Origin of the sequence: Cesiribacter sp. SM1, from assembly GCF_020178975.1 — a bacterium.
GTDB lineage: Bacteria > Bacteroidota > Bacteroidia > Cytophagales > Cyclobacteriaceae > Cesiribacter.
In genome coordinates, this window is sequence record NZ_JAHXBU010000043.1 from 134,592 (window position 1) to 155,575 (window position 20,984).

The following is a 20,984-nucleotide window of genomic DNA, read 5'->3' on the forward strand; positions in this document are numbered from 1 at the left end:
AGATTTAATACAGCTTATTTTCTTTTCTTTCTATTGCGTCCACCGTCTCTTCTTTGCTTGCCTGGGCCTGCAGGACGACGTGAGTCGTTACCAGAAGGAGCCTGGGCGGCAGCATTAGGAGAAAGGTCTGGCTTACCATAGATCTCACCCTTGAAGATCCATACCTTGATACCGATTTTACCGTATACAGTCTCTGCTTCAGAGATTGCATAATCGATATCGGCACGAAGGGTATGCAATGGGATACGACCTTCTTTATATTGCTCTGTACGAGCCATTTCAGCACCACCTAAACGGCCTGAACATTTGATCTTGATACCCTGCGCACCTACACGCATAGCACTTGCTATTGCCTGTTTCATGGCACGACGGTAAGAAATACGGGCTTTTAACTGCTGAGCAATTGACTCGCCTACCAGCTGTGAATCAAGTTCCGGACGTTTGATCTCAAAAATGTTGATCTGAACATCTTTACCGGTTACTTTTTTCAGCTCTTCACGCAGACGATCTACTTCAGCACCGCCTTTACCAATTACCACACCCGGACGAGCCGTATGAATGGTAAGGGTGATACGCTTCAGCGTGCGCTCAATGATGATCTTAGCGATACCGCCCTTAGGAATACGGGCAAGGATATACTTACGAATATTATGATCTTCGACCAGTTTATCGGAAAAGGTCTTGCCACCGTACCAGTTCGAGTCCCAACCTTTTATTATACCTAATCGGAGACCTGTTGGATTAACTTTTTGTCCCATGATTATTCTTCTTTATTATTTACCTCGTTCGACTGGCCGTTGCGGCTGGCAACTACCAGCGTTACATGGTTGGAGCGTTTTCTGATCCGGTGAGCCCTTCCCTGTGGAGCCGGGCGTAAACGTTTCAGCATTCTGCCGCTGTCTACCTTAATCTCCTTGATGAACAGGTTCGCATCTTCAAGACGCTCATCTGTATGCTTGTTCTGCCAGTTTGAAATAGCTGAAACCAACAGTTTCTCAAGACGATCAGAGCTATGTTTTGAATCGAACTTCAATACGCTAAGTGCTCTGTCTACTGCCATTCCACGAATCATATCAGCCACCAGGCGCATCTTGCGCGGAGACGTAGGCACATTATTAAGCTTTGCTACTGCTTCCATATTATCTCTTGCCTTTATCTTTTTTAGCTGTGTGACCTCTGAAGTTACGGGTAGGCGCAAACTCGCCCATTTTATGTCCTACCATGTTTTCTGTGATGAAAACCGGTATGAATTTGTTGCCATTATGAACGGCAAATGTGTGACCAACGAAGTCCGGAGAAATCATAGAGCGACGAGACCAGGTCTTTATTACAGACTTTTTGCCTCCTTCGTTCATTTTATCTACTTTCTTTTCCAGCCGGAAATCTATGTATGGTCCTTTTTTAAGTGAACGTGCCATTATTTCTTCCTTTTGCTAATGATTAAGCCGTTGCTGTACTTTTTCGGACTTCTAGTTTTCTTACCTTTTGCTATCTGGCCATTGCGTGAACGTGGATGACCACCTGATGCACGACCTTCGCCACCACCCATAGGGTGATCTACCGGGTTCATGGCTACACCACGAACGCGAGGACGACGACCTAACCAGCGCTTACGACCTGCTTTACCAAGGCTCTCATTCATGTGAGTACCATTAGATACAGTACCTACAGTTGCAAGGCACTCTACAAGCACCTGGCGTGTTTCGCCTGAAGGCAGCTTTACAGTTGCATACTTACCCTCACGGGCTACAAGCTGTGCGTAAGATCCTGCACTACGTGCCATTGCGCCACCTTTACCAGGCTTCAGCTCAATGTTATGCACAATAGTACCCAGTGGTATGCTTCTTAATGGAAGTGTATTACCAAGTTCTGGCGCTACACTTGCACCGCTTACTACTGTTTGACCAACTGCAAGACCTTCCGGAGCAAGGATATATGATTTGGTGCCATCGGCATACCAGATCTGTGCTACACGGGCTGTACGGGTTGGATCGTACTCAATTGCCTTTACTGTTGCAGGAACATCGAAGTGAGCACGCTGAAAATCGATTACACGAATTTTCTGCTTATGACCACCACCGATATGACGCATGGTGCGACGGCCCTGGTTATTGCGGCCACCTGATTTATTCTTCGACACCAGCAGTGATTTTTCCGGCTGATCGCTGGTTATTTCACTGAAGGTGGGAGCTATTCTGAAACGAGAACCTGGTGTAACAGGTCTTAGTTTTTTAATTGCCATCACTAATCTTATTAAATGCCGCTATAAAAATCGATTACTTCACCTTCTGCAACAGTTATGATTGCTTTCTTGAAGGAAGGTGTCCGGCCGCTCACTACACCTGTTTTAGTGTAGCGGGATTTTTCTTTTCCATTGTAACGCATGGTGTTTACTGTCTCCACCGTTACGCCATAGGTTTTCTCTACCGCTTTTGCAATCTCAACTTTGTTGGCAGTTTTAGCTACAACAAAGCCATACTTGCCTTTTTCGTTCAGGGCAGATACCTTTTCGGTTACTAGAGGTTTAATCAGCACACTCATGACGCAGAGTTATATATTTCTTCCAGTTTTTGAACGGCACCCTCACTAATAATAAGGGTATCGGCTTTAATAATTTCGTAGGTATTCAGGTTGCTGGCAGTGGTAACCTGAGCATTCTTGATGTTGCGGCTAGAAAGCACAACATTCTGATCTACATCAGCCAGTACTAAAAGTGTTTTCTTGTTAGTAAGCGACAGACCATTCAGCAGCTTCAGGTAATCCTTAGTCTTAGGACCATCAAAGCTAATGCTTTCCAGGATGCTGATGTTGTTATCTTTCAGTTTATAAGCCAGGGCTGACTGTCTTGCCAGCTGCTTCACTTTCTTATTAAGCTTAAAGCTGTAGTTACGCGGACGAGGACCAAAGATACGTCCACCACCACGGAATACAGGAGACTTGATGCTACCTGCACGGGCACCACCGGTACCTTTTTGCTTTTTGATCTTACGAGTAGATCCGGCTACCTCATTTCTCTCCTTCGACTTATGCGTTCCCTGACGTTGGTTAGCCAAATACTGCTTTACATCCAGGTAGATTGCATGATCGTTTGGCTCAATGCCAAACACTGACTCAGCAAGCGCGATTTTACGTCCTGTGTCTTCTCCAGATTGTTTTAATACTGCAACTTCCATGGTTTACTTCTCTAGAATTACGTAAGAATTTTTCGCTCCGGGGATTGAGCCACTTACCAGCATCAGATTTTGCTCTGGATAGATCTTAAGGATACGTAAGTTAACCATCTTAACACGACGTCCGCCAGTTCTACCTGCCATACGCTGACCCTTGAATACTCTTGAAGGGAAAGAACAGGCACCGATTGAACCAGGAGCACGCAAACGGTTATGCTGACCATGTGTTGCTTCGCCTACACCGGCAAATCCATGACGCTTCACAACGCCCTGAAAGCCTTTACCTTTTGAGGTACCAATTGCATCAACGAAATCACCTTCGATGAATACCTCCCCTGCTTTGATGATATTTCCGATGGAAACACCACCCTCAAACTCTACTCTGAAATCACGAAACTCTACTACCTTTTTCTTGGGAGTAGTATTCGCTTTTGCAAAGTGACCTGCAAGCGCCCTGGTGGTATGCTTTTCTTTCTTCTCACCATAGGCTAACTGTACGGCACGATATCCGTCAGTTGCTTCATCTTTTACTTGCGTTATAACGCAAGGACCAGCCTCCACTACTGTGCATGCGACATTCTGTCCATCGGCACTGTAGATGCTAGTCATCCCGATTTTTTTTCCAATAATACCAGACATCTTCTATGCTGTTTGTTTAGCAGTTGCTTCTTCTTACCGCAACTTACTTTCCATAAAGGACTGCAAAGTTAGACAATTTATTTCTACTAGAAAAATGTTGTTGCACTTTTTCTACTTTACATTACAACAAAAAAGAACCAACTACCGTATTCCGGCAGTTGGTTCTCCCATTTCATATGTTTTATTGATCAAACTTTGATCTCAACATCAACACCACTTGGTAGCTCAAGTTTCATCAGGGCATCTACAGTTTTAGCACTGGTAGAATAAATATCTACCAGACGCTTATAGGTACAAAGCTGAAACTGCTCACGAGCTTTCTTATTCACGTGCGGTGAACGCAGTACAGTGAATATCTCTTTCTCGGTAGGCAAAGGTATCGGGCCACTTACCACAGCTCCGGTAGCCTTTACAGCACGTACAATCTTCTCAGATGATTTATCTACCAGATTGTGGTCGTACGACTTTAGTTTTATGCGAATTTTCTGGTTCATACCAATTTATTTTTGCGGCCCTTTTACTTTAGCAATTACCTGCTCGGCAATATTGTTTGGCACCTGCTCGTAGTGAGAGAATGTTAAAGATGCAGTTGCACGTCCTGAAGTGATGGTACGTAAATCTGTTACATAACCAAACAATTCAGAAAGCGGCACATTAGCTCTGATCACCTGTGCTACACCTTTAGGGTCCATACCCCTCATAATACCACGACGACGGTTCAGGTCACCTGTTACAGGACCAGTATATTCATCTGGCGTTACTACTTCTACATTCATGATTGGCTCAAGAATGATAGGCTTAGCTTTTTTCGCAGCTTCTTTGAATCCAATACGGGCAGCAAGTTCGAATGAAAGTGCATCAGAGTCCACATCGTGGAATGAACCGTGGAACAGACGTACTTTCATCTGCTCGATCGGGTATCCTGCCAGTGGACCATTTTTCATGGCACCTTCAAATCCCTTCTGGATAGATGGGATAAATTCACGAGGAATTACACCACCAACCACGTTATTCACAAACTGAAGGCCGTTTCTTACTTCTTTAGGATCGGCTTCTGCATCAATCGGACCTAATTCGAACACGATATCTGCAAATTTACCTTTACCACCTGTTTGCTTCTTATAAACCTCTTTATGCTCAACGTTAGCAGTAAGGGCTTCTTTGTAAGCAACCTGTGGCGCACCCTGGTTGATCTCTACCTTGAATTCACGACGCATACGGTCAATGATAATTTCAAGGTGAAGCTCACCCATACCCTTAAGGATAGTCTGACCTGTTTCATGATCAGTCTCAACATGAAGGGTTGGATCTTCCTCTACCAGTTTGGCAATGGCCATACCCAGTTTATCTACATCGGCCTGTTTCTTAGGCTCGATTGCATAACCAATAACAGGCTCAGGGAACACCATTGATTCAAGCACAATCTTATGCTTTTCATCACACAGTGTATCACCGGTTTTGATATCTTTGAAACCAACAACCGCACCAATATCACCAGCACCCAGTCTTTCGATCTGGTTCTGCTTGTTAGCATGCATCTGGAAAATACGGGAGATCCTTTCTTTGTTACCTGAGCGTGTATTGAACACATATGAGCCTGACTCCAGCATGCCTGAATAAGCACGGATAAAGCAAAGACGGCCTACATATGGGTCAGTAGCGATCTTAAATGCAAGGGCTGAAAATGGTTCTTCGTATTTTGGCTTACGTACCACTTCCTTATCATTATCAGGGTTGATACCTGTGATATTCTCACGATCAAGCGGAGAAGGACACAGCGCCATTACATAATCCAGCATGGTTTGTACGCCTTTGTTCTTGAAAGAAGAACCACAAAGCATAGGTACAATCGCCATGTCGATGGTTGCAGCACGAAGCGCAGCAAGAATTTCAGCTTCTGTGATCGACTCCGGATCTTCGAAGTACTTTTCCATCAGGCTCTCATCGTATTCAGCTACTGCTTCCAGCAGCTTCTCACGATATTCCTGTGCTTCTTCCATCATATCGTCCGGAATTGCTACTTCGGTAAAGGTCATGCCTTTATCCTCTTCGTTCCAAACAATACCACGGAAGTTCACCAGGTCAACAACACCCCTGAAGTTTTCTTCAGCACCGATTGGCAGCTGAAGCGGCACAGCATTGCTGCCCAGCATTTCTTTCACCTGCTTACAAACGCCCAGAAAGTCTGCACCAGAACGGTCCATTTTATTCACGAATCCGATACGGGCAACTTTATAGTTGTCAGCAAGGCGCCAGTTAGTTTCTGATTGTGGCTCTACACCATCAACAGCACTAAACAGGAAAACAAGACCATCCAGTACACGCAGTGAACGGTTTACCTCTACGGTAAAGTCAACGTGACCTGGGGTGTCAATAATGTTTATATGATATTCCTGACCTCTGTAAGGCCATTTTACAGTAGTAGCAGCAGAGGTAATGGTAATACCACGCTCCTGCTCCTGCTCCATCCAGTCCATGGTAGCAGCACCATCATGAACTTCTCCGATCTTGTGGCTAACGCCGGCATAGTATAGAATACGCTCTGTGGTGGTTGTTTTACCAGCATCAATGTGCGCTGCTATACCTATATTTCTAGTGAATTTTAAGTCTCTCGCCATTTTTTAGAATCTAAAGTGTGAGAATGCCTTGTTTGCCTCAGCCATACGATGTGTATCGTCTTTCTTCTTGATCGCAGCTCCCTCACCTTTAGAAGCAGAAATTATTTCTCCTGCCAGCTTCTCTGTCATGGTTTTTTCACCACGGTTACGAGCATAGCTGATGAGCCATTTGATACCCAGCGAGGTCTTGCGTTCAGGGCGCACTTCCTGGGGAACCTGGAATGTTGCACCACCTACACGACGGCTTTTCACCTCTACGCCAGGCATCACATTGTTGAGTGCCTTGCGCCAGGTTTCGAGACCATTCTCGCCAGTCTTGCTTTCTATCAGCGCTACTGCGTCATAGAAAATGCTGTAGGCAATACTCTTCTTACCGTCCACCATCATGTAGTTTACAAATTTGGAAACCATTACATCTCCAAATTTTGGATCCGGTAGAATATATCTCTTTTTAGGCTTACTTTTTCTCATTGTATTATTACTCGAATATTAGCTTTTTGCTTTTGGTCTCTTTGCACCGTATTTTGAACGTGCTTGCAGACGACCATTAACACCTGCGGTATCAAGTGCACCACGAATGATGTGGTAACGCACACCTGGAAGGTCCTTCACACGACCACCGCGAATCAGCACGATTGAGTGCTCCTGCAGGTTGTGTCCTTCGCCCGGAATGTATGCGTTTACTTCTTTACCATTGGTGAGGCGTACACGTGCAACTTTACGCATTGCAGAGTTCGGCTTCTTTGGCGTTGTGGTGTACACACGTGTACAAACGCCTCGACGCTGCGGACATGCGTCCAGCGCCGGTGATTTTGATTTTGAGGTCAGTTGTTTTCTGCCCTTTCTTACTAATTGCTGAATAGTAGGCATTCTTATTACCTTGTTTAGCTACTTATCCCAAGATCGGATTTTCGGACTGCAAAAATATAAAAATAGTACACACATTGCAAAGAATGTGTGTACTATTTTAAAATAACTAGGATATACTCCTTCAGGCTTCGCCTATGGTGCCTCCAAAATTCATCGGAAAGCGTACCTGCTCCTCATCTGCCTGCTTTATGGCCCCGAAATTATCTTCATACTTGGAGATATTATCGTTTAGAGCCTGCAGCAAACGCTTTGCATGTTCAGGTGTTAAAATCACCCGCGCTTTTACCTTTGCTTTTGGTACACCCGGCATTAACCGGATAAAGTCTATTACAAACTCCGAATTGGAGTGGGCCACCATGGCCAGATTAGAATATACGCCCTCGGCTATCTCCTCAGTCAGTTCGATGTTGATCTGCTGTGGCTTAAGGGACTTTTTAGGATCCTGATCTGACATAGGTTTTCCTTTATCTTGCTTCTAATTGTCTTTCACGTGCTACAGGCTCATCTTCATGTCCTGCTTTAACCTTGCTGTACTCATCTTCTGAATAAACCAGCACACGGTTAAACTCGCGCATACCAGTACCGGCAGGGATCAGGTGACCAACAATCACGTTTTCTTTCAGACCCATCAGGTAATCTGTTTTACCACGGATTGAGGCTTCGCTTAGCACCTTGGTTGTTTCCTGGAAGGAAGCAGCCGAGATAAAGCTTTCTGTACCCAAAGAGGCCTGTGTAATACCCTGAAGTGTAGGCTGCGATACAGCAGGTGCTGCATCACGTACCTCTACCAGCTTCTGGTCGTTACGCTTCAGTTTAGAGTTTTCTTCTCTTAAACGGCGTGCATTCACGATCATACCTGGTTTCAGGCTGGTAGAATCACCTGCGTCTGTTACCACTTTCTTATCCAGAATGTTGTCGTTCTCTTCAAAGAAAGCAAAGCGATCTACCAATTGGTTTGGCAGGAAGCTGGTATCTCCCGGATCTACAACAAATACCTTCTGCATCATCTGGCGTACGATCACTTCAATGTGCTTATCGTTGATCTTCACACCCTGCAGACGGTAAACTTCCTGGATCTCATTTACAAGATACTCCTGCACAGCAGTAGGACCTTTAATGTTCAGGATATCTGCAGGCGTTACAGCACCATCAGACAATGGAATACCGGCACGCACAAAGTCATTATCCTGTACCAGGATGTGCTTGGACAGCGGTACCAGGTAACGCTTCTTCACACCATCTTTAGATTCGATGAAGATCTCGCGGTTACCACGCTTGATAGAACCATAGGTTACCACACCATCAATCTCAGACACTACAGCCGGGTTAGATGGGTTACGTGCTTCGAAAAGCTCTGTTACACGTGGCAGACCACCGGTAATATCGCGTGATTTACCCATGGTACGTGGTATTTTCGCCAGGACCTGTCCTCTCTTCACTTTATCTCCGATATCTACTACCAGGTGAGCACCCACAGGGATGTTATAACCTTTTGTAGTATCAGAACCTGTATTAACTACGATAGACGGGTTCTTTGCCTTGTCTTTAGTTTCTACAATTACTTTCTCACGGTGGCCGGTCTGTTCGTCCGACTCTTCACGATAGGTAATACCTTCTTCTATGGCATCGAACTCAATGGTACCATCCAGCTCGGAGAGAATTACCGCATTGTATGGATCCCAGAAGCAGATCTGATCCCCTTTGCTAACCTTAGCTCCATCCTTCACAGTCAGGAATGCACCATAAGGTACGTGGTTAGAGATCAGTACTTTTCCTGATTTCTCATCTACAATCTGGATCTCACCGGAACGGCCCATTACTACTGTAATGTCGTTGCCTTCGTCGTTGGTCGTCTGGATAGTACGCAGCTCCTCAAAGCGAATGGTACCATCAAACTTAGCCCTGATCTGTGCTTCTACTGCAATGTTAGAGGCAGTACCACCTACGTGGAAGGTACGAAGCGTAAGCTGTGTACCCGGTTCACCGATCGACTGTGCAGCGATTACACCTACAGACTCACCTTTCTGTACCATACGGCCGGAAGCAAGGTTACGACCGTAGCATTTGCCGCAAATACCCTGACGGGTTTCGCAGGTAAGCGCAGAACGGATCTCTACTTCTTCTACCGCAGATTCGTCTATACGAGTAGCAAGTTCTTCTGTAACTTCCTCCCCTGCCTTAACGATCAGCTCATCTGTGATCGGATCATACACATCATGTACGGTTACACGACCCAGGATACGCTCGCTTAGCGGCTCAACAACATCTTCGTTGTCTTTCAGAGCTGTTACGGTAATACCACGCAGGGTTCCGCAATCAGGCTCATTCACTACCACGTCTTGAGCAACGTCTACCAGACGACGGGTCAGGTAACCTGCGTCGGCAGTTTTAAGGGCAGTATCGGCAAGACCTTTACGGGCACCGTGGGTAGAAATGAAGTACTCGATTACGTCCAGACCTTCTTTGAAGTTAGAAAGGATTGGGTTTTCGATAATTTCACCTACTGAACCCTGAAGGTTTTTCTGTGGCTTGGCCATCAGACCACGCATACCACCCAGCTGACGGATCTGCTCTCTGGAACCACGGGCTCCGGAGTGCATCATCATAAAGATAGAGTTAAAGCCTTGCTTGTCATCCTCCATCTGCTGCATCAGGCGGCCTGTTAACTGTGAGTTAACGCGGGTCCAGATGTCAATTACCTGGTTGTAACGCTCGTTATCTGTAATCAGACCCATCAGGTAGTTGTTCCATACGGCATCAACTTCCTCTTTGGCCTGATCAATCATCTGATCTTTATTCTCCGGTACCAGGATATCGCCCAGACCCATTGACAGACCACCACGGTACGCACTCTGGAAACCAAGTTCCTTGATGTCGTCCAGGAAGTGAGCCGTACGGGCCATGCCTACGATCTTGAATACCTGCGAAATGATCTGCTGAAGCTTCTTCTTGGTAAGCAGCTCATCCACATAACCTACTTCTTCAGGTACATACTGGTTGAACAGTACACGACCGGCTACGGTCTCTACCATTTTCTCTTCCAGCTGACCTGTTTCAGGGTTACGTACTTTTGTTTTCACAAAGATGTACGCATGCTTGCTCAGGCGTTTCTCGTTCAGCGCAATGATTACCTCTTCGGCTGAATAGAAACGCATGCCCTCTCCTTTTTCAGGATTACCTTCTGTACTGCGGCGACCTTTGGTCACGTAGTACAGGCCAAGCACCATGTCCTGAGATGGTACTGCAATTGGCGCACCGTTCGCAGGGTTCAGGATGTTGTGCGAAGCAAGCATCAGTAGTGATGCTTCCAGGATAGCCTCATGACCCAGTGGTACGTGTACCGCCATCTGGTCACCGTCAAAGTCGGCGTTAAACGCTGTACACACCAGTGGGTGCAGCTGAATAGCCTTACCTTCGATCAGTTTAGGCTGGAATGCCTGGATACCCAGACGGTGCAGGGTTGGCGCACGGTTAAGGAGCACAGGGTGGCCCTTCAGTACGTTCTCCAGGATATCCCACACCACGGGATCTTTGCGATCTACTATTTTCTTGGCTGATTTTACGGTTTTAACAATACCGCGCTCAATCAGCTTACGGATTACGAATGGTTTGAACAGCTCGGCTGCCATGTTCTTAGGCAGACCGCACTCGTGCAGCTTAAGCTCAGGACCTACCACGATAACCGAACGACCGGAATAGTCAACACGCTTACCTAGAAGGTTCTGGCGGAAACGACCCTGCTTACCTTTCAGCATGTCTGAAAGCGACTTCAGTGCACGGTTACCATCCGAACGAACGGCATTAACCTTACGGCTGTTGTCGAATAAGGAGTCTACTGCTTCCTGTAACATACGCTTCTCGTTCCGCAGGATTACCTCTGGCGCTTTGATATCGATCAGGCGTTTCAGACGGTTGTTACGGATAATTACGCGGCGGTACAGGTCGTTAAGGTCGGAGGTAGCAAAACGGCCACCATCCAGGGGCACCAGCGGACGCAGCTCCGGTGGAATAACCGGCACCATTTTGATGATCATCCATTCAGGACGGTTCACCACACGGGTGTTTGCATCACGGAAAGCCTCAACTACTTTCAGACGCTTAAGGGCTTCTGCCTTACGCTGCTGAGAAGAGTCAGTGGCAGCCTGGTGGCGCAGCTCATACGAAAGTTCATCCAGCTGAGTACGAGCCAGCAGCATTTCAAGCGCTTCTGCACCCATCTTAGCGATGAACTTGTTCGGATCGCTGTCGTCCAGCATCTGGTTTTCACGAGGCAGCTTATCGATAATATCCAGGTACTCATCTTCAGTAAGGAAGTCCATGGTGTTAACACCATCTTCTGCCTTGGTACCTGGCTGAATCACCACATAGCGCTCATAGTAAATTACCTGGTCGAGCTTTTTGGTTGGCAAGCCCAGCAGGTAACCAATTTTATTAGGAAGTGAGCGGAAATACCAGATGTGAGCAACAGGTACTACCAGCTCTATATGGCCCATCCGCTCCCGACGCACCTTTTTCTCGGTTACTTCTACACCGCAGCGGTCGCAGATAATGCCTTTATAACGAATACGCTTATACTTACCACAATGACACTCCCAGTCTTTCACCGGCCCGAAGATACGCTCGCAGAAAAGACCGCCCATCTCCGGCTTATACGTCCGGTAGTTGATGGTCTCTGGCTGCGTTACTTCGCCATGTGAGCTTTCCAGAATAGATTCCGGAGAGGCCAGGCTAATGGTAACCTTTGAGAAGTCAATGTTGAGCTTTTTATTTTTACGAAATGCCATACCGATGTTTATTGAATCGTTGTTTAGCAGACCTTTAAGGAATATTCAGACAATTAAGTTCGTTACCCGAACTCTTAAGTTCATGAAAGGCCGGACACCAAGGTGCCCGGCCAGTATGAATATTTAGTCCATTGTAATTTCAAGTGCTAGGCCACGAAGCTCGTGTACCAGTACATTGAATGACTCCGGAATATTAGGTCGTGGCATATTTTCGCCTTTTACAATGGCTTCGTATGCTTTGGCACGACCTACTACGTCGTCTGATTTTACCGTTAAGATCTCTTGCAGAATATTGGCAGCACCGAATGCTTCCAGTGCCCACACTTCCATCTCACCAAAACGCTGACCACCAAATTGTGCTTTACCACCCAATGGCTGCTGTGTAATAAGTGAGTATGGTCCGATAGAACGGGCGTGCATCTTATCATCTACCAGGTGACCCAGTTTCAGCATATAGATTACACCTACCGTTACCGGCTGGTCGAAGCGCTCGCCTGTACGACCGTCATGCAGATAAGCACGGCCAAATTCAGGAACATTTGCAGCTTTCAGCTCGGCGGCTACTTCTTCCATGGATGCACCATCGAAGATTGGCGTTGCATACTTGCGGCCCAGTTCAAGACCGGCCCAGCCCAATACGGTTTCGTAGATCTGACCGATGTTCATACGCGAAGGTACGCCCAGCGGGTTTAGTACGATGTCCATTGGTGTGCCGTCTGGCAGGAATGGCATATCTTCTGCACGTACAATCTTGGCAACTACACCCTTGTTACCGTGGCGGCCCGCCATCTTGTCACCTACCTTCAGCTTACGCTTCTTGGCAATGTACACTTTAGCCAGCTGCACGATACCTGCCGGTAACTCATCACCTACCTCAAGCGTAAAGCGGTTACGCTTAAAGTGTGCGTTGATTTCGTTACGACGGCGGTTGTAGTTTTTCACCAGAGACTGTACAAGTCCATTGGTATGCTCGTCTTCAGTCCAGCCTTCCAGGTTAAGGTCGGCTATCATGTTTACTTCCTCTGCTACTGCATAGGTACTCTCGTCGCGGTAGATGTTCTTCTCAGGGAAGATGTTGTTCTCAATGTTCTGACGGGTGAATTTCACACCTTTAGACATGATCTCATCACCGAACTTATGCCTGATGCCCTGGGAGGTTTTGCCATCCAGCAGTTGTACCAGTTTATCGATCATGCGGCCGCGCAGGCTTAGCAGATCTTTGCTGTAACGTGCTTTCAGGTTATCTACCTCTTTCTTGGCACGGGCACGAGAGTCTTTATCACGCTTAGGGCGTGAGAATAATTTAGTGTCGATCACAACACCAGTGAGTGATGGAGGTGCCTTCATAGAGGCATCCTTCACGTCGCCGGCTTTATCACCAAAGATGGCACGAAGCAGTTTTTCTTCAGGAGTCGGATCGGTTTCACCTTTAGGAGTGATTTTACCAATCAGAATGTCTCCCTCACGTACTTCGGCACCCAGGCGGATAATACCGTTCTCATCCAGGTTACGTACCGCTTCTTCGCTTACGTTAGGAATTTCCGAAGTAAGCTCTTCTTCACCACGCTTGGTATCACGTACCTCCATCTCAAATTCCTCTATGTGAATTGAGGTAAAGATATCTTCGCGTACCACGCGCTCAGAGATTACGATCGCATCCTCGAAGTTATAACCCTGCCATGGCATGAATGCCACACGCATGTTACGACCCAGGGCCAGCTCACCACCATCTGTTGCGTAACCATCGCACAGGATCTGTCCCTTTGTAATCCGCTCGCCTTTGTAAACGATAGGCTTCAGGTTAATACAGGTATCCTGGTTAGTACGACGGAACTTCGTCAGGTTATGCTCAATGATGTCGTTATCAAAAGAAACCAGCTTTTGCTCGTCTGTCTTATCGTAACGGATCTTGATTACAGTAGAATCTACAAACTCTACCACACCATCATCTTCTGCTACAATCAGCGCGCGTGAATCAGCTGCTACCCTTCCTTCCAGACCAGTACCTACAATGGGTGCTTCCGGACGAAGCAGTGGTACTGCCTGACGTTGCATGTTCGAACCCATCAGGGCACGGTTGGCATCGTCGTGCTCAAGGAATGGAATAAGCGATGCTGCTACAGACACAATCTGGTTTGGCGCAATATCCATATAGCTCAGTTGGTCAGGCTCCAGCACCGGGAAGTCACCTTCGTAACGAGCTTTTACTTTATCATTAAGATATTTACCCTGCTCATCGATAGGCGCATTGGCCTGTGCAATGTTATGGGTATCTTCTTCTTCGGCTGTCAGGAACACTACGTCTTTACTTACAACACCATCTTTTACCTTGCGGTATGGAGTTTCGATAAAGCCCATGTGGTTTACCTTGGCATGCACGCACAGAGACGAGATCAGACCAATGTTTGGCCCTTCTGGTGTCTCAATGGTACAAAGGCGGCCATAGTGGGTATAGTGAACGTCACGTACCTCAAAACCTGCACGCTCGCGGCTAAGACCACCAGGTCCCAGGGCCGACATACGACGCTTGTGCGTTACTTCGGCAAGAGGGTTGGTCTGGTCCATGAACTGGCTCAGCTGGTTGGTACCAAAGAAGCTGTTGATCACAGATGAAAGCGTACGGGCGTTAATAAGGTCAACCGGTTTGAAGTCCTCATTATCGCGTACGTTCATACGCTCCTTAATGGTACGAGACATACGCGCAAGGCCTACGCCAAACTGAGCATACAGCTGCTCACCTACCGTACGTACACGGCGGTTGCTTAAGTGGTCAATATCGTCCACTACCGCGCGTGAGTTAATCAGGGTAATCAGGTATTTAACAATGCTGATGATATCCTGTGTGGTTAACACTTTGGTATCAGCAGCAATCTCCAGACCAAGCTTTTTGTTGATCCTGTAACGACCTACTTCACCAAGATCGTAACGCTTGTCTGAGAAGAAAAGGCTGTGAATGATATCACGTGCAGTCTGCTCGTCTGGTGCTTCGGTGTTACGAAGCTGACGGTAGATCTGCTCAACCGCTTCTTTCTCTGAGTTAGAGTTATCTTTCTGCAGTGTATTGTAGATGATGGTATAGTCGTTCACATTCACATCTTCCCTGTGCAGGATGATGGAATCAGAACCTGAATCCAGAATGGTTTCTATATCATCTTCGGTGATCAGTGAATCACGCTCCAGCAATACTTCATTACGGTCGATAGATACCACTTCACCGGTATCCTCATCCACAAAGTCTTCTGTCCAGGTGCGCAGAACCCTGGCAGCCAGGCGGCGGCCAACAACCTTCTTCAGGTTAGCCTTGTTGTTCTGCACTTCTTCACTTAACCCGAAAAGGTCAAGTATTTCTTTATCTGTACCATATCCGATAGCGCGCAACAGCGTAGTAACCGGGAATTTCTTCTTACGGTCGATGTAGGCATACATCACATTGTTCACGTCTGTTGCAAACTCTATCCAGGAACCTTTGAAAGGAATGATCCTGGCCGAATAAAGCTTGGTACCGTTTGTGTGCTTACTCTGGGCAAAGAACACACCCGGCGAGCGGTGCAGCTGCGATACAATAACACGTTCGGCACCATTGATCACAAAGGAGCCTTTTTCGGTCATGTATGGAATATTGCCAAGGAAAACTTCCTGTTCGATAGTTTCGAAATCTTCGTTTTCCTCGTCGTTGCAGCGCAGGCGCAGTTTAGCCTTAAGCGGAACGGAGTAGGTTAGTCCGCGTTCGATACACTCCTCCACAGTGTACTTAGGCGGATCGAGCATATAATCTACAAACTCCAGCACGAAATTTTCGCGGGAGTCTGAAATAGGAAAGTTCTCCATGAACACCTTGTACAAGCCTTCTTGCGTACGCTTGTCGGCAGGTGTTTCTAACTGAAGAAAGTCCATATATGACTGTAACTGGACATCCAGAAAATCAGGATAGTCCAGTACAGTTTTAATGGAGGCAAAATTAATCCGTTCGTTATATTTTGTATTTGCCAAGACTATAGAACTTTTAGTACCTAAATTGAACCGGCTATTGGTAAGAACTGAAGCCTGATAAGATTAGTTCGCTGGAAAAAATTTTATCAGGAACAGGTACAAACAGGAAAAGACCTGACTTTACGTCAGGCCTAAAAGTATAGGTCGGACCGTGTTAACAGGTCCATGAGACTACTTCAGTTCTACTTCAGCTCCGGCTTCTTCAAGTTGTTTTTTAAGAGCTTCAGCTTCGTCTTTACCGATGCCTTCTTTGATTGCTTTAGGAGCGTTGTCAACTACATCTTTCGCCTCTTTCAGACCAAGACCAGTAAGTTCTTTAACAAGCTTAACTACTGCAAGTTTAGCGGCGCCAGCTGATTTCAGAACTACGTCGAATTCTGTTTTCTCTGCAGGAGCGGCGGCTTCAGCACCACCACCAGCTACAGCTGCGGGAGCAGCGGCAGCAGCAGGCTCAATACCATACTCGTCCTTAAGGATAGTTGCCAACTCGTTAACTTCTTTAACGGTTAGGTTAACTAACTGCTCTGCAAACGCTTTAAGATCTGCCATTTTAGATTACCTTTTAAAATTGAATGTTATTCTGATTGTTGTTTTTCTTGTAGGGTTTTTACTACACCCGCAATAATGTGCTTGCCACTGTTAAGGGCTCCAAGTACGTTCTGTACAGGCGAGTTAAGCAACCCGATGATTTCGCCGATAAGCTCCTGTTTAGATTTAAGCTTAGTCAGCATGTCCAGCTGCTCTGCACCTATAAAGAGATCGGTATCGATGGAAGCCCCTTTGAAGGTGAGTTTTTTGCTGTGCTTTTTCTGGAAATCCTGAATCAGCTTTGCAGGTGCATTACCATTCTCTTTTGAGAAAAGTACGCCTGAGAAACCTTTCAGAACCTTCTCGTTAAGTCCGGAGAAGTCGGCATCCAAACCTTCCAGTGCTTTTGCTATGAAAGTGTTTTTGATTACCCTGTATTCCAGTCCGCTTTGAAAACACTGACGACGCAGTGCATTCACTTCTGCTACAGTCATGCCAGAGGCATCTGTAATGTAGAAGTGCATATTTTCACGGAATTTTTCCTGTAGATCCTCTATGATCTGTGCTTTTTCTTCTCTGGTCATGATTACAATCCTGCTACAGAAGTTTTATCTAACGTGATCCCTGGGCTCATGGTGCTTGAGATATGAATGCTTCTGAAATAGGTACCTTTAGCCGAAGAAGGCTTCAGGCGTGCTATCGTGTTAAGCATCTCACGCACGTTGTCCACAAGTTTATCTGGGGTAAAGGATACTTTACCGATGCTGGCATGAATGATGCCGGTTTTATCAACTTTAAAGTCGATTTTACCCTGCTTCACTTCTTTAACAGCTTTGGCAACATCCATAGTAACTGTACCTGACTTAGGGTTAGGCATCAGACCACGCGGACCAAGCACACGACCAAGTTTACCAACTTTGGCCATCACAGTTGGCATGGTGATGATTACATCAACATCTGTCCAGCCACCTTCAATTTTAGAAATGAACTCATCCAGCCCTACAAAATCAGCACCTGCTTCTCTTGCTTCGGCTTCTTTATCAGGTGTAACAAGCGCTAATACGCGAACTTCTTTACCTGTGCCATGTGGCAGTGATACTACGCCACGAACCATCTGGTCAGCTTTACGTGGGTCAACTCCCAGGCGTACATCTATGTCTACAGAGGCATCGAACTTGGTGAAGGTAATGTCCTTTACCAGTTGTGCTGCTTCCTCAAGGCTATACTCTTTCTGACGATCGAGTTTGCTAAGCGCAGCTTTTTTGTTTTTTGTCAACTTTGCCATAGTCTTAAGCTGTTTCCCAAGGTGCTTCGCCTGATACTGTTATACCCATACTTCTTGCAGTGCCTGCAACCATGCGCATGGCTGATTCCAGCTCAAATGCATTCAGGTCTGGCATTTTAGTTTCTGCGATCTGGCGAACCTGATCCCAGCTAACATTGCCTACCTTTACACGGTTAGGCTCTGCTGAACCACCTTTCTTTTTGATAGCATCCATCAACAGCACTGCTGCCGGAGGAGTCTTGATAACAAATTCAAAAGATTTATCAGAATAAACGGTAATCACTACCGGTAACACCTGGCCCATTTTATCCTGTGTTCTGGCATTGAACTGCTTACAGAACTCCATGATGTTAAGACCTTTACTACCTAATGCAGGACCGATTGGCGGCGACGGGTTGGCTGCCCCGCCTTTAACCTGCAGTTTTACATATCCGGTTACTTCCTTAGCCATTGTGCTATTCTTGTTTTTCTACTTGCATGTAATTTAACTCTACCGGTGTATTCCGGCCGAAGATCTTAACTGTAACATTAAGCTTTTTGCGTTCTTCGAACACTTCTTCGACAGTCCCGGTGAAACCACTGAAGGGGCCTTCCATTACTTTTACCGTCTCCCCAACTATGAACGGTGTTTCGAGTTTTTCTCCTGCAACTTCTCCCTCTTCTACCTTACCCAGAATCCGGTTGATCTCTGACTGGCGCAGCGGTACAGGTACCTTGCTTTGCCCTTCGCCAGCGCCTAAAAAGCCTATTACGCCAGGTATGCTGTTGATCACGTGCAACACCTCGCCATTATTCAGATCGGCAGATAAGATCACATAGCCCGGAAAGAAATTACGCTCACGGACTCTTTTCTTTCCGTTGCGCATTTCATATACTTTCTCTGAAGGTATAAGGATCTGAGGAACTTCATCTTGCATACCCTGCCTGGTTACTTCATTCTCCAGATAGGTTTTGATCTTCTTTTCCTGACCGCTCACAACCCGCAGTACGTACCATTTTAGTTCGTTCATCTGCCGGATTAACTGAATGTTTAAAAAGCTTTGTAGAACCACTCCAGCGCATTCTCAAACGCCAGGTCGATCAACCCAATCGTTAAGGCGAAGATCAGCGAAGCAACCAGCACCAAAATTGAGCTACGCTGTAACTCGCCATATTTTGGCCAGGTTACCTTGTGCTTCATCTCTTCGTAAGACTCAGCAACAAATAGTTTTAGCTTTTCCATCGCTCTCGGATTTATATCTCGCACGGGTGGTAGGGCTCGAACCTACAACCTACGGTTTTGGAGACCGCCACTCTACCAGTTGAGCTACACCCGTGTGTCTCTTTCCTTGAAAAGAGATTACCCCTTTCCTGGAAAGGAGTGCAAAGATAGTGATATCAAAAGACAAATAAAAGCGTTTCTGAAATTATCAGAAACGCTTTTTAATCTTCTGAATACTTATTATGCAAGGATTTCAGTCACCTGACCAGATCCTACGGTGCGGCCACCTTCGCGAATCGCAAAGCGCAGACCTTTTTCCATAGCGATCGGCTGGATCAGTTCCACCTCGATAGAAACGTTATCACCAGGCATAACCATTTCTACACCTTCTGGAAGACGAATCTCGCCAGTTACGTCAGTTGTACGGAAGTAGAACTGTGGACGGTATTTGGTGAAGAATGGCGTGTGACGACCACCTTCTTCTTTTGAAAGAACGTAGATCTCAGCCTTGAACTTTTTGTGTGGGTTAACTGACTTAGGTTTGCAGATAACCATACCACGACGGATCTGCTCTTTGTCGATACCACGCAGCAGGATACCTACGTTGTCACCAGCCTCACCACGGTCCAGGATCTTGCGGAACATCTCAACACCAGTTACGGTAGAAGTCAGTTTCTCAGCACCCATACCAAGGATTTCTACAGGCTCGCCAGTGTTAACGATACCACGCTCGATACGACCGGTTGCTACAGTACCACGACCAGTGATAGAGAACACGTCTTCGATTGGCATCAGGAACGGCTGGTCAGTCAGACGAGTAGGCTCTGGGATATAATCGTCAACTGCGTTCATCAGTTCTTCGATTTTAGCAACCCACTGAGCATCGCCGTTAAGGCCACCAAGTGCAGAACCTTGAATTACAGGAATATCATCACCCGGGAAGTCATAGTCGCTAAGCAGTTCGCGGATTTCCATTTCTACAAGCTCAAGAAGCTCGGTGTCATCCACAAGGTCTACTTTGTTCATGAATACAACCAGTGCTGGTACACCTACCTGACGAGACAGCAGGATGTGCTCACGAGTTTGTGGCATTGGTCCGTCTGTTGCAGCTACTACCAGAATTGCACCGTCCATCTGAGCGGCACCAGTAATCATGTTCTTCACATAGTCAGCGTGACCAGGGCAGTCTACGTGTGCGTAGTGGCGCTTGCTGGTTTCGTATTCTACGTGTGAAGTGTTAATGGTAATACCACGCTCTTTTTCTTCAGGAGCATTGTCGATAGATGAAAAGTCACGCATTTTAGCAAGACCTTTCTCAGCTAGTACTTTAGTAATAGCAGCTGTTAAGGTAGTTTTACCGTGGTCCACGTGGCCGATAGTGCCTATGTTTACGTGGGGCTTCGACCGGTTAAAGGTTTCCTTAGCCATACTTGAAAATCCCTCGGTTTAGTTACGAATGTTAGTTGAAATAAAAATTTTGAGCCAAGAATGGGAATTGAACCCACGACCTCGTCCTTACCAAGGACGCGCTCTACCCCTGAGCTATCTCGGCTTTTAAACCATCAGATTATTGCTAATCTGAAAACTTTCCCCCAATCCCTTCTGGATCAGATAAGCGAGCGGGAGACGAGGTTCGAACCCGCGACCTACAGCTTGGAAGGCTGTCGCTCTACCAACTGAGCTACTCCCGCTTATTTTCTCAATACATGGGAAGCTAAACTTTTATAGCTTCTTTACTAATGCACTTTTGTTGCCAAAAGTTCGTGGGGAGAGAAGGATTCGAACCTTCGAAGTCGTAAGACAACGGATTTACAGTCCGTCCCATTTGGCCGCTCTGGAATCTCCCCCTACACTCAAATCTTACCTGCAGCGCAGACATAATTTGATTTCGAGTGTGCA

The 20,984-nt window shown here is 46.4% G+C and carries 21 protein-coding genes and 4 tRNA genes; all 25 read right to left on the reverse strand.

Annotated features, from left to right (window positions below; genetic code table 11):
• Nucleotides 1-14: 14 nt before the first annotated feature.
• The 25 genes from rpsC to KWJ01_RS07975 all read right to left on the reverse strand — a co-directional run bounded on the left by rpsC (nt 15) and on the right by KWJ01_RS07975 (nt 20,932).
• Nucleotides 15-758 carry a 30S ribosomal protein S3 gene (gene rpsC / locus KWJ01_RS07855; RefSeq protein ID WP_224995883.1) on the reverse strand — a complete coding sequence of 248 codons (744 nt, stop codon included), beginning with the start codon at nt 756-758 and terminating at the stop codon, nt 15-17.
• 2 nt (nt 759-760) lie between these two features.
• Nucleotides 761-1,138, reverse strand: a complete 378-nt coding sequence (gene rplV, locus KWJ01_RS07860) for a 50S ribosomal protein L22 (RefSeq protein WP_224995884.1) — start codon at nt 1,136-1,138, stop codon at nt 761-763.
• 1 nt (nt 1,139) lies between these two features.
• Entirely contained in the window at nt 1,140-1,418 is a 279-nt protein-coding gene (gene rpsS / locus KWJ01_RS07865) for a 30S ribosomal protein S19 (RefSeq protein ID WP_224995885.1), read from the reverse strand.
• Nucleotides 1,418-2,242 carry a 50S ribosomal protein L2 gene (rplB, locus tag KWJ01_RS07870; protein ID WP_224995886.1) on the reverse strand — a complete coding sequence of 275 codons (825 nt, stop codon included), beginning with the start codon at nt 2,240-2,242 and terminating at the stop codon, nt 1,418-1,420. The genes rpsS and rplB overlap by 1 nt, the downstream gene beginning before the upstream one ends.
• Nucleotides 2,243-2,253: 11 nt before the next feature.
• Entirely contained in the window at nt 2,254-2,541 is a 288-nt protein-coding gene (rplW, locus tag KWJ01_RS07875) for a 50S ribosomal protein L23 (RefSeq protein WP_061987299.1), read from the reverse strand.
• Entirely contained in the window at nt 2,538-3,173 is a 636-nt protein-coding gene (gene rplD, locus KWJ01_RS07880; RefSeq protein ID WP_224995887.1) for a 50S ribosomal protein L4, read from the reverse strand. Before rplD ends, rplW begins: the two co-directional genes overlap by 4 nt.
• A 3-nt stretch (nt 3,174-3,176) precedes the next feature.
• The gene (gene rplC / locus KWJ01_RS07885) at nt 3,177-3,809 is read right to left on the reverse strand and encodes a 50S ribosomal protein L3 (RefSeq protein WP_224995888.1); all 633 of its coding nucleotides are present in this window, start codon (nt 3,807-3,809) and stop codon (nt 3,177-3,179) included.
• A gap of 188 nt (nt 3,810-3,997) precedes the next feature.
• Nucleotides 3,998-4,303, reverse strand: a complete 306-nt coding sequence (gene rpsJ, locus KWJ01_RS07890) for a 30S ribosomal protein S10 (RefSeq protein ID WP_224995889.1) — start codon at nt 4,301-4,303, stop codon at nt 3,998-4,000.
• Nucleotides 4,304-4,309: 6 nt separating this feature from the next.
• Complete coding sequence (gene fusA / locus KWJ01_RS07895; RefSeq protein WP_224995890.1) at nt 4,310-6,427, reverse strand: elongation factor G; 2,118 nt, start codon at nt 6,425-6,427, stop codon at nt 4,310-4,312.
• A 3-nt stretch (nt 6,428-6,430) separates the two neighbouring features.
• Nucleotides 6,431-6,898, reverse strand: coding sequence for a 30S ribosomal protein S7 (gene rpsG / locus KWJ01_RS07900; protein WP_224995891.1), 468 nt, complete (start codon nt 6,896-6,898; stop codon nt 6,431-6,433).
• Between the two features lie 18 nt (nt 6,899-6,916).
• Complete coding sequence (rpsL, locus tag KWJ01_RS07905) at nt 6,917-7,297, reverse strand: 30S ribosomal protein S12 (RefSeq protein WP_224995892.1); 381 nt, start codon at nt 7,295-7,297, stop codon at nt 6,917-6,919.
• Between the two features lie 121 nt (nt 7,298-7,418).
• Entirely contained in the window at nt 7,419-7,751 is a 333-nt protein-coding gene (locus tag KWJ01_RS07910; protein ID WP_224995893.1) for a DUF3467 domain-containing protein, read from the reverse strand.
• Between the two features lie 10 nt (nt 7,752-7,761).
• On the reverse strand, nt 7,762-12,081 hold the full coding sequence (gene rpoC / locus KWJ01_RS07915) for a DNA-directed RNA polymerase subunit beta' (RefSeq protein ID WP_224995894.1): 4,320 nt from the start codon (nt 12,079-12,081) through the stop codon (nt 7,762-7,764).
• Between the two features lie 123 nt (nt 12,082-12,204).
• Nucleotides 12,205-16,071, reverse strand: a complete 3,867-nt coding sequence (gene rpoB, locus KWJ01_RS07920) for a DNA-directed RNA polymerase subunit beta (RefSeq protein ID WP_224995895.1) — start codon at nt 16,069-16,071, stop codon at nt 12,205-12,207.
• A gap of 171 nt (nt 16,072-16,242) precedes the next feature.
• Complete coding sequence (gene rplL, locus KWJ01_RS07925; RefSeq protein ID WP_224995896.1) at nt 16,243-16,620, reverse strand: 50S ribosomal protein L7/L12; 378 nt, start codon at nt 16,618-16,620, stop codon at nt 16,243-16,245.
• Nucleotides 16,621-16,646: 26 nt separating this feature from the next.
• Nucleotides 16,647-17,183, reverse strand: coding sequence for a 50S ribosomal protein L10 (rplJ, locus tag KWJ01_RS07930; RefSeq protein WP_224995897.1), 537 nt, complete (start codon nt 17,181-17,183; stop codon nt 16,647-16,649).
• A 2-nt stretch (nt 17,184-17,185) separates the two neighbouring features.
• Entirely contained in the window at nt 17,186-17,884 is a 699-nt protein-coding gene (gene rplA / locus KWJ01_RS07935) for a 50S ribosomal protein L1 (RefSeq protein ID WP_224995898.1), read from the reverse strand.
• Nucleotides 17,885-17,888: 4 nt separating this feature from the next.
• Nucleotides 17,889-18,335, reverse strand: coding sequence for a 50S ribosomal protein L11 (gene rplK, locus KWJ01_RS07940; protein WP_224995899.1), 447 nt, complete (start codon nt 18,333-18,335; stop codon nt 17,889-17,891).
• Between the two features lie 4 nt (nt 18,336-18,339).
• Nucleotides 18,340-18,894 carry a transcription termination/antitermination protein NusG gene (gene nusG, locus KWJ01_RS07945; protein WP_224995900.1) on the reverse strand — a complete coding sequence of 185 codons (555 nt, stop codon included), beginning with the start codon at nt 18,892-18,894 and terminating at the stop codon, nt 18,340-18,342.
• 20 nt (nt 18,895-18,914) lie between these two features.
• Nucleotides 18,915-19,106 (reverse strand): preprotein translocase subunit SecE, encoded by a 192-nt coding sequence (secE, locus tag KWJ01_RS07950; protein WP_224995901.1) that lies wholly within the window; start codon nt 19,104-19,106, stop codon nt 18,915-18,917.
• A 21-nt stretch (nt 19,107-19,127) separates the two neighbouring features.
• Nucleotides 19,128-19,200 (reverse strand) — tRNA-Trp (locus tag KWJ01_RS07955).
• 125 nt (nt 19,201-19,325) lie between these two features.
• The gene (gene tuf, locus KWJ01_RS07960) at nt 19,326-20,513 is read right to left on the reverse strand and encodes an elongation factor Tu (RefSeq protein WP_224995902.1); all 1,188 of its coding nucleotides are present in this window, start codon (nt 20,511-20,513) and stop codon (nt 19,326-19,328) included.
• A gap of 52 nt (nt 20,514-20,565) precedes the next feature.
• Nucleotides 20,566-20,637: transfer RNA gene (locus KWJ01_RS07965), tRNA-Thr, on the reverse strand.
• A 66-nt stretch (nt 20,638-20,703) separates the two neighbouring features.
• Nucleotides 20,704-20,776 (reverse strand) — tRNA-Gly (locus tag KWJ01_RS07970).
• A gap of 73 nt (nt 20,777-20,849) precedes the next feature.
• Nucleotides 20,850-20,932: transfer RNA gene (locus KWJ01_RS07975), tRNA-Tyr, on the reverse strand.
• Nucleotides 20,933-20,984 lie beyond the last annotated feature (52 nt).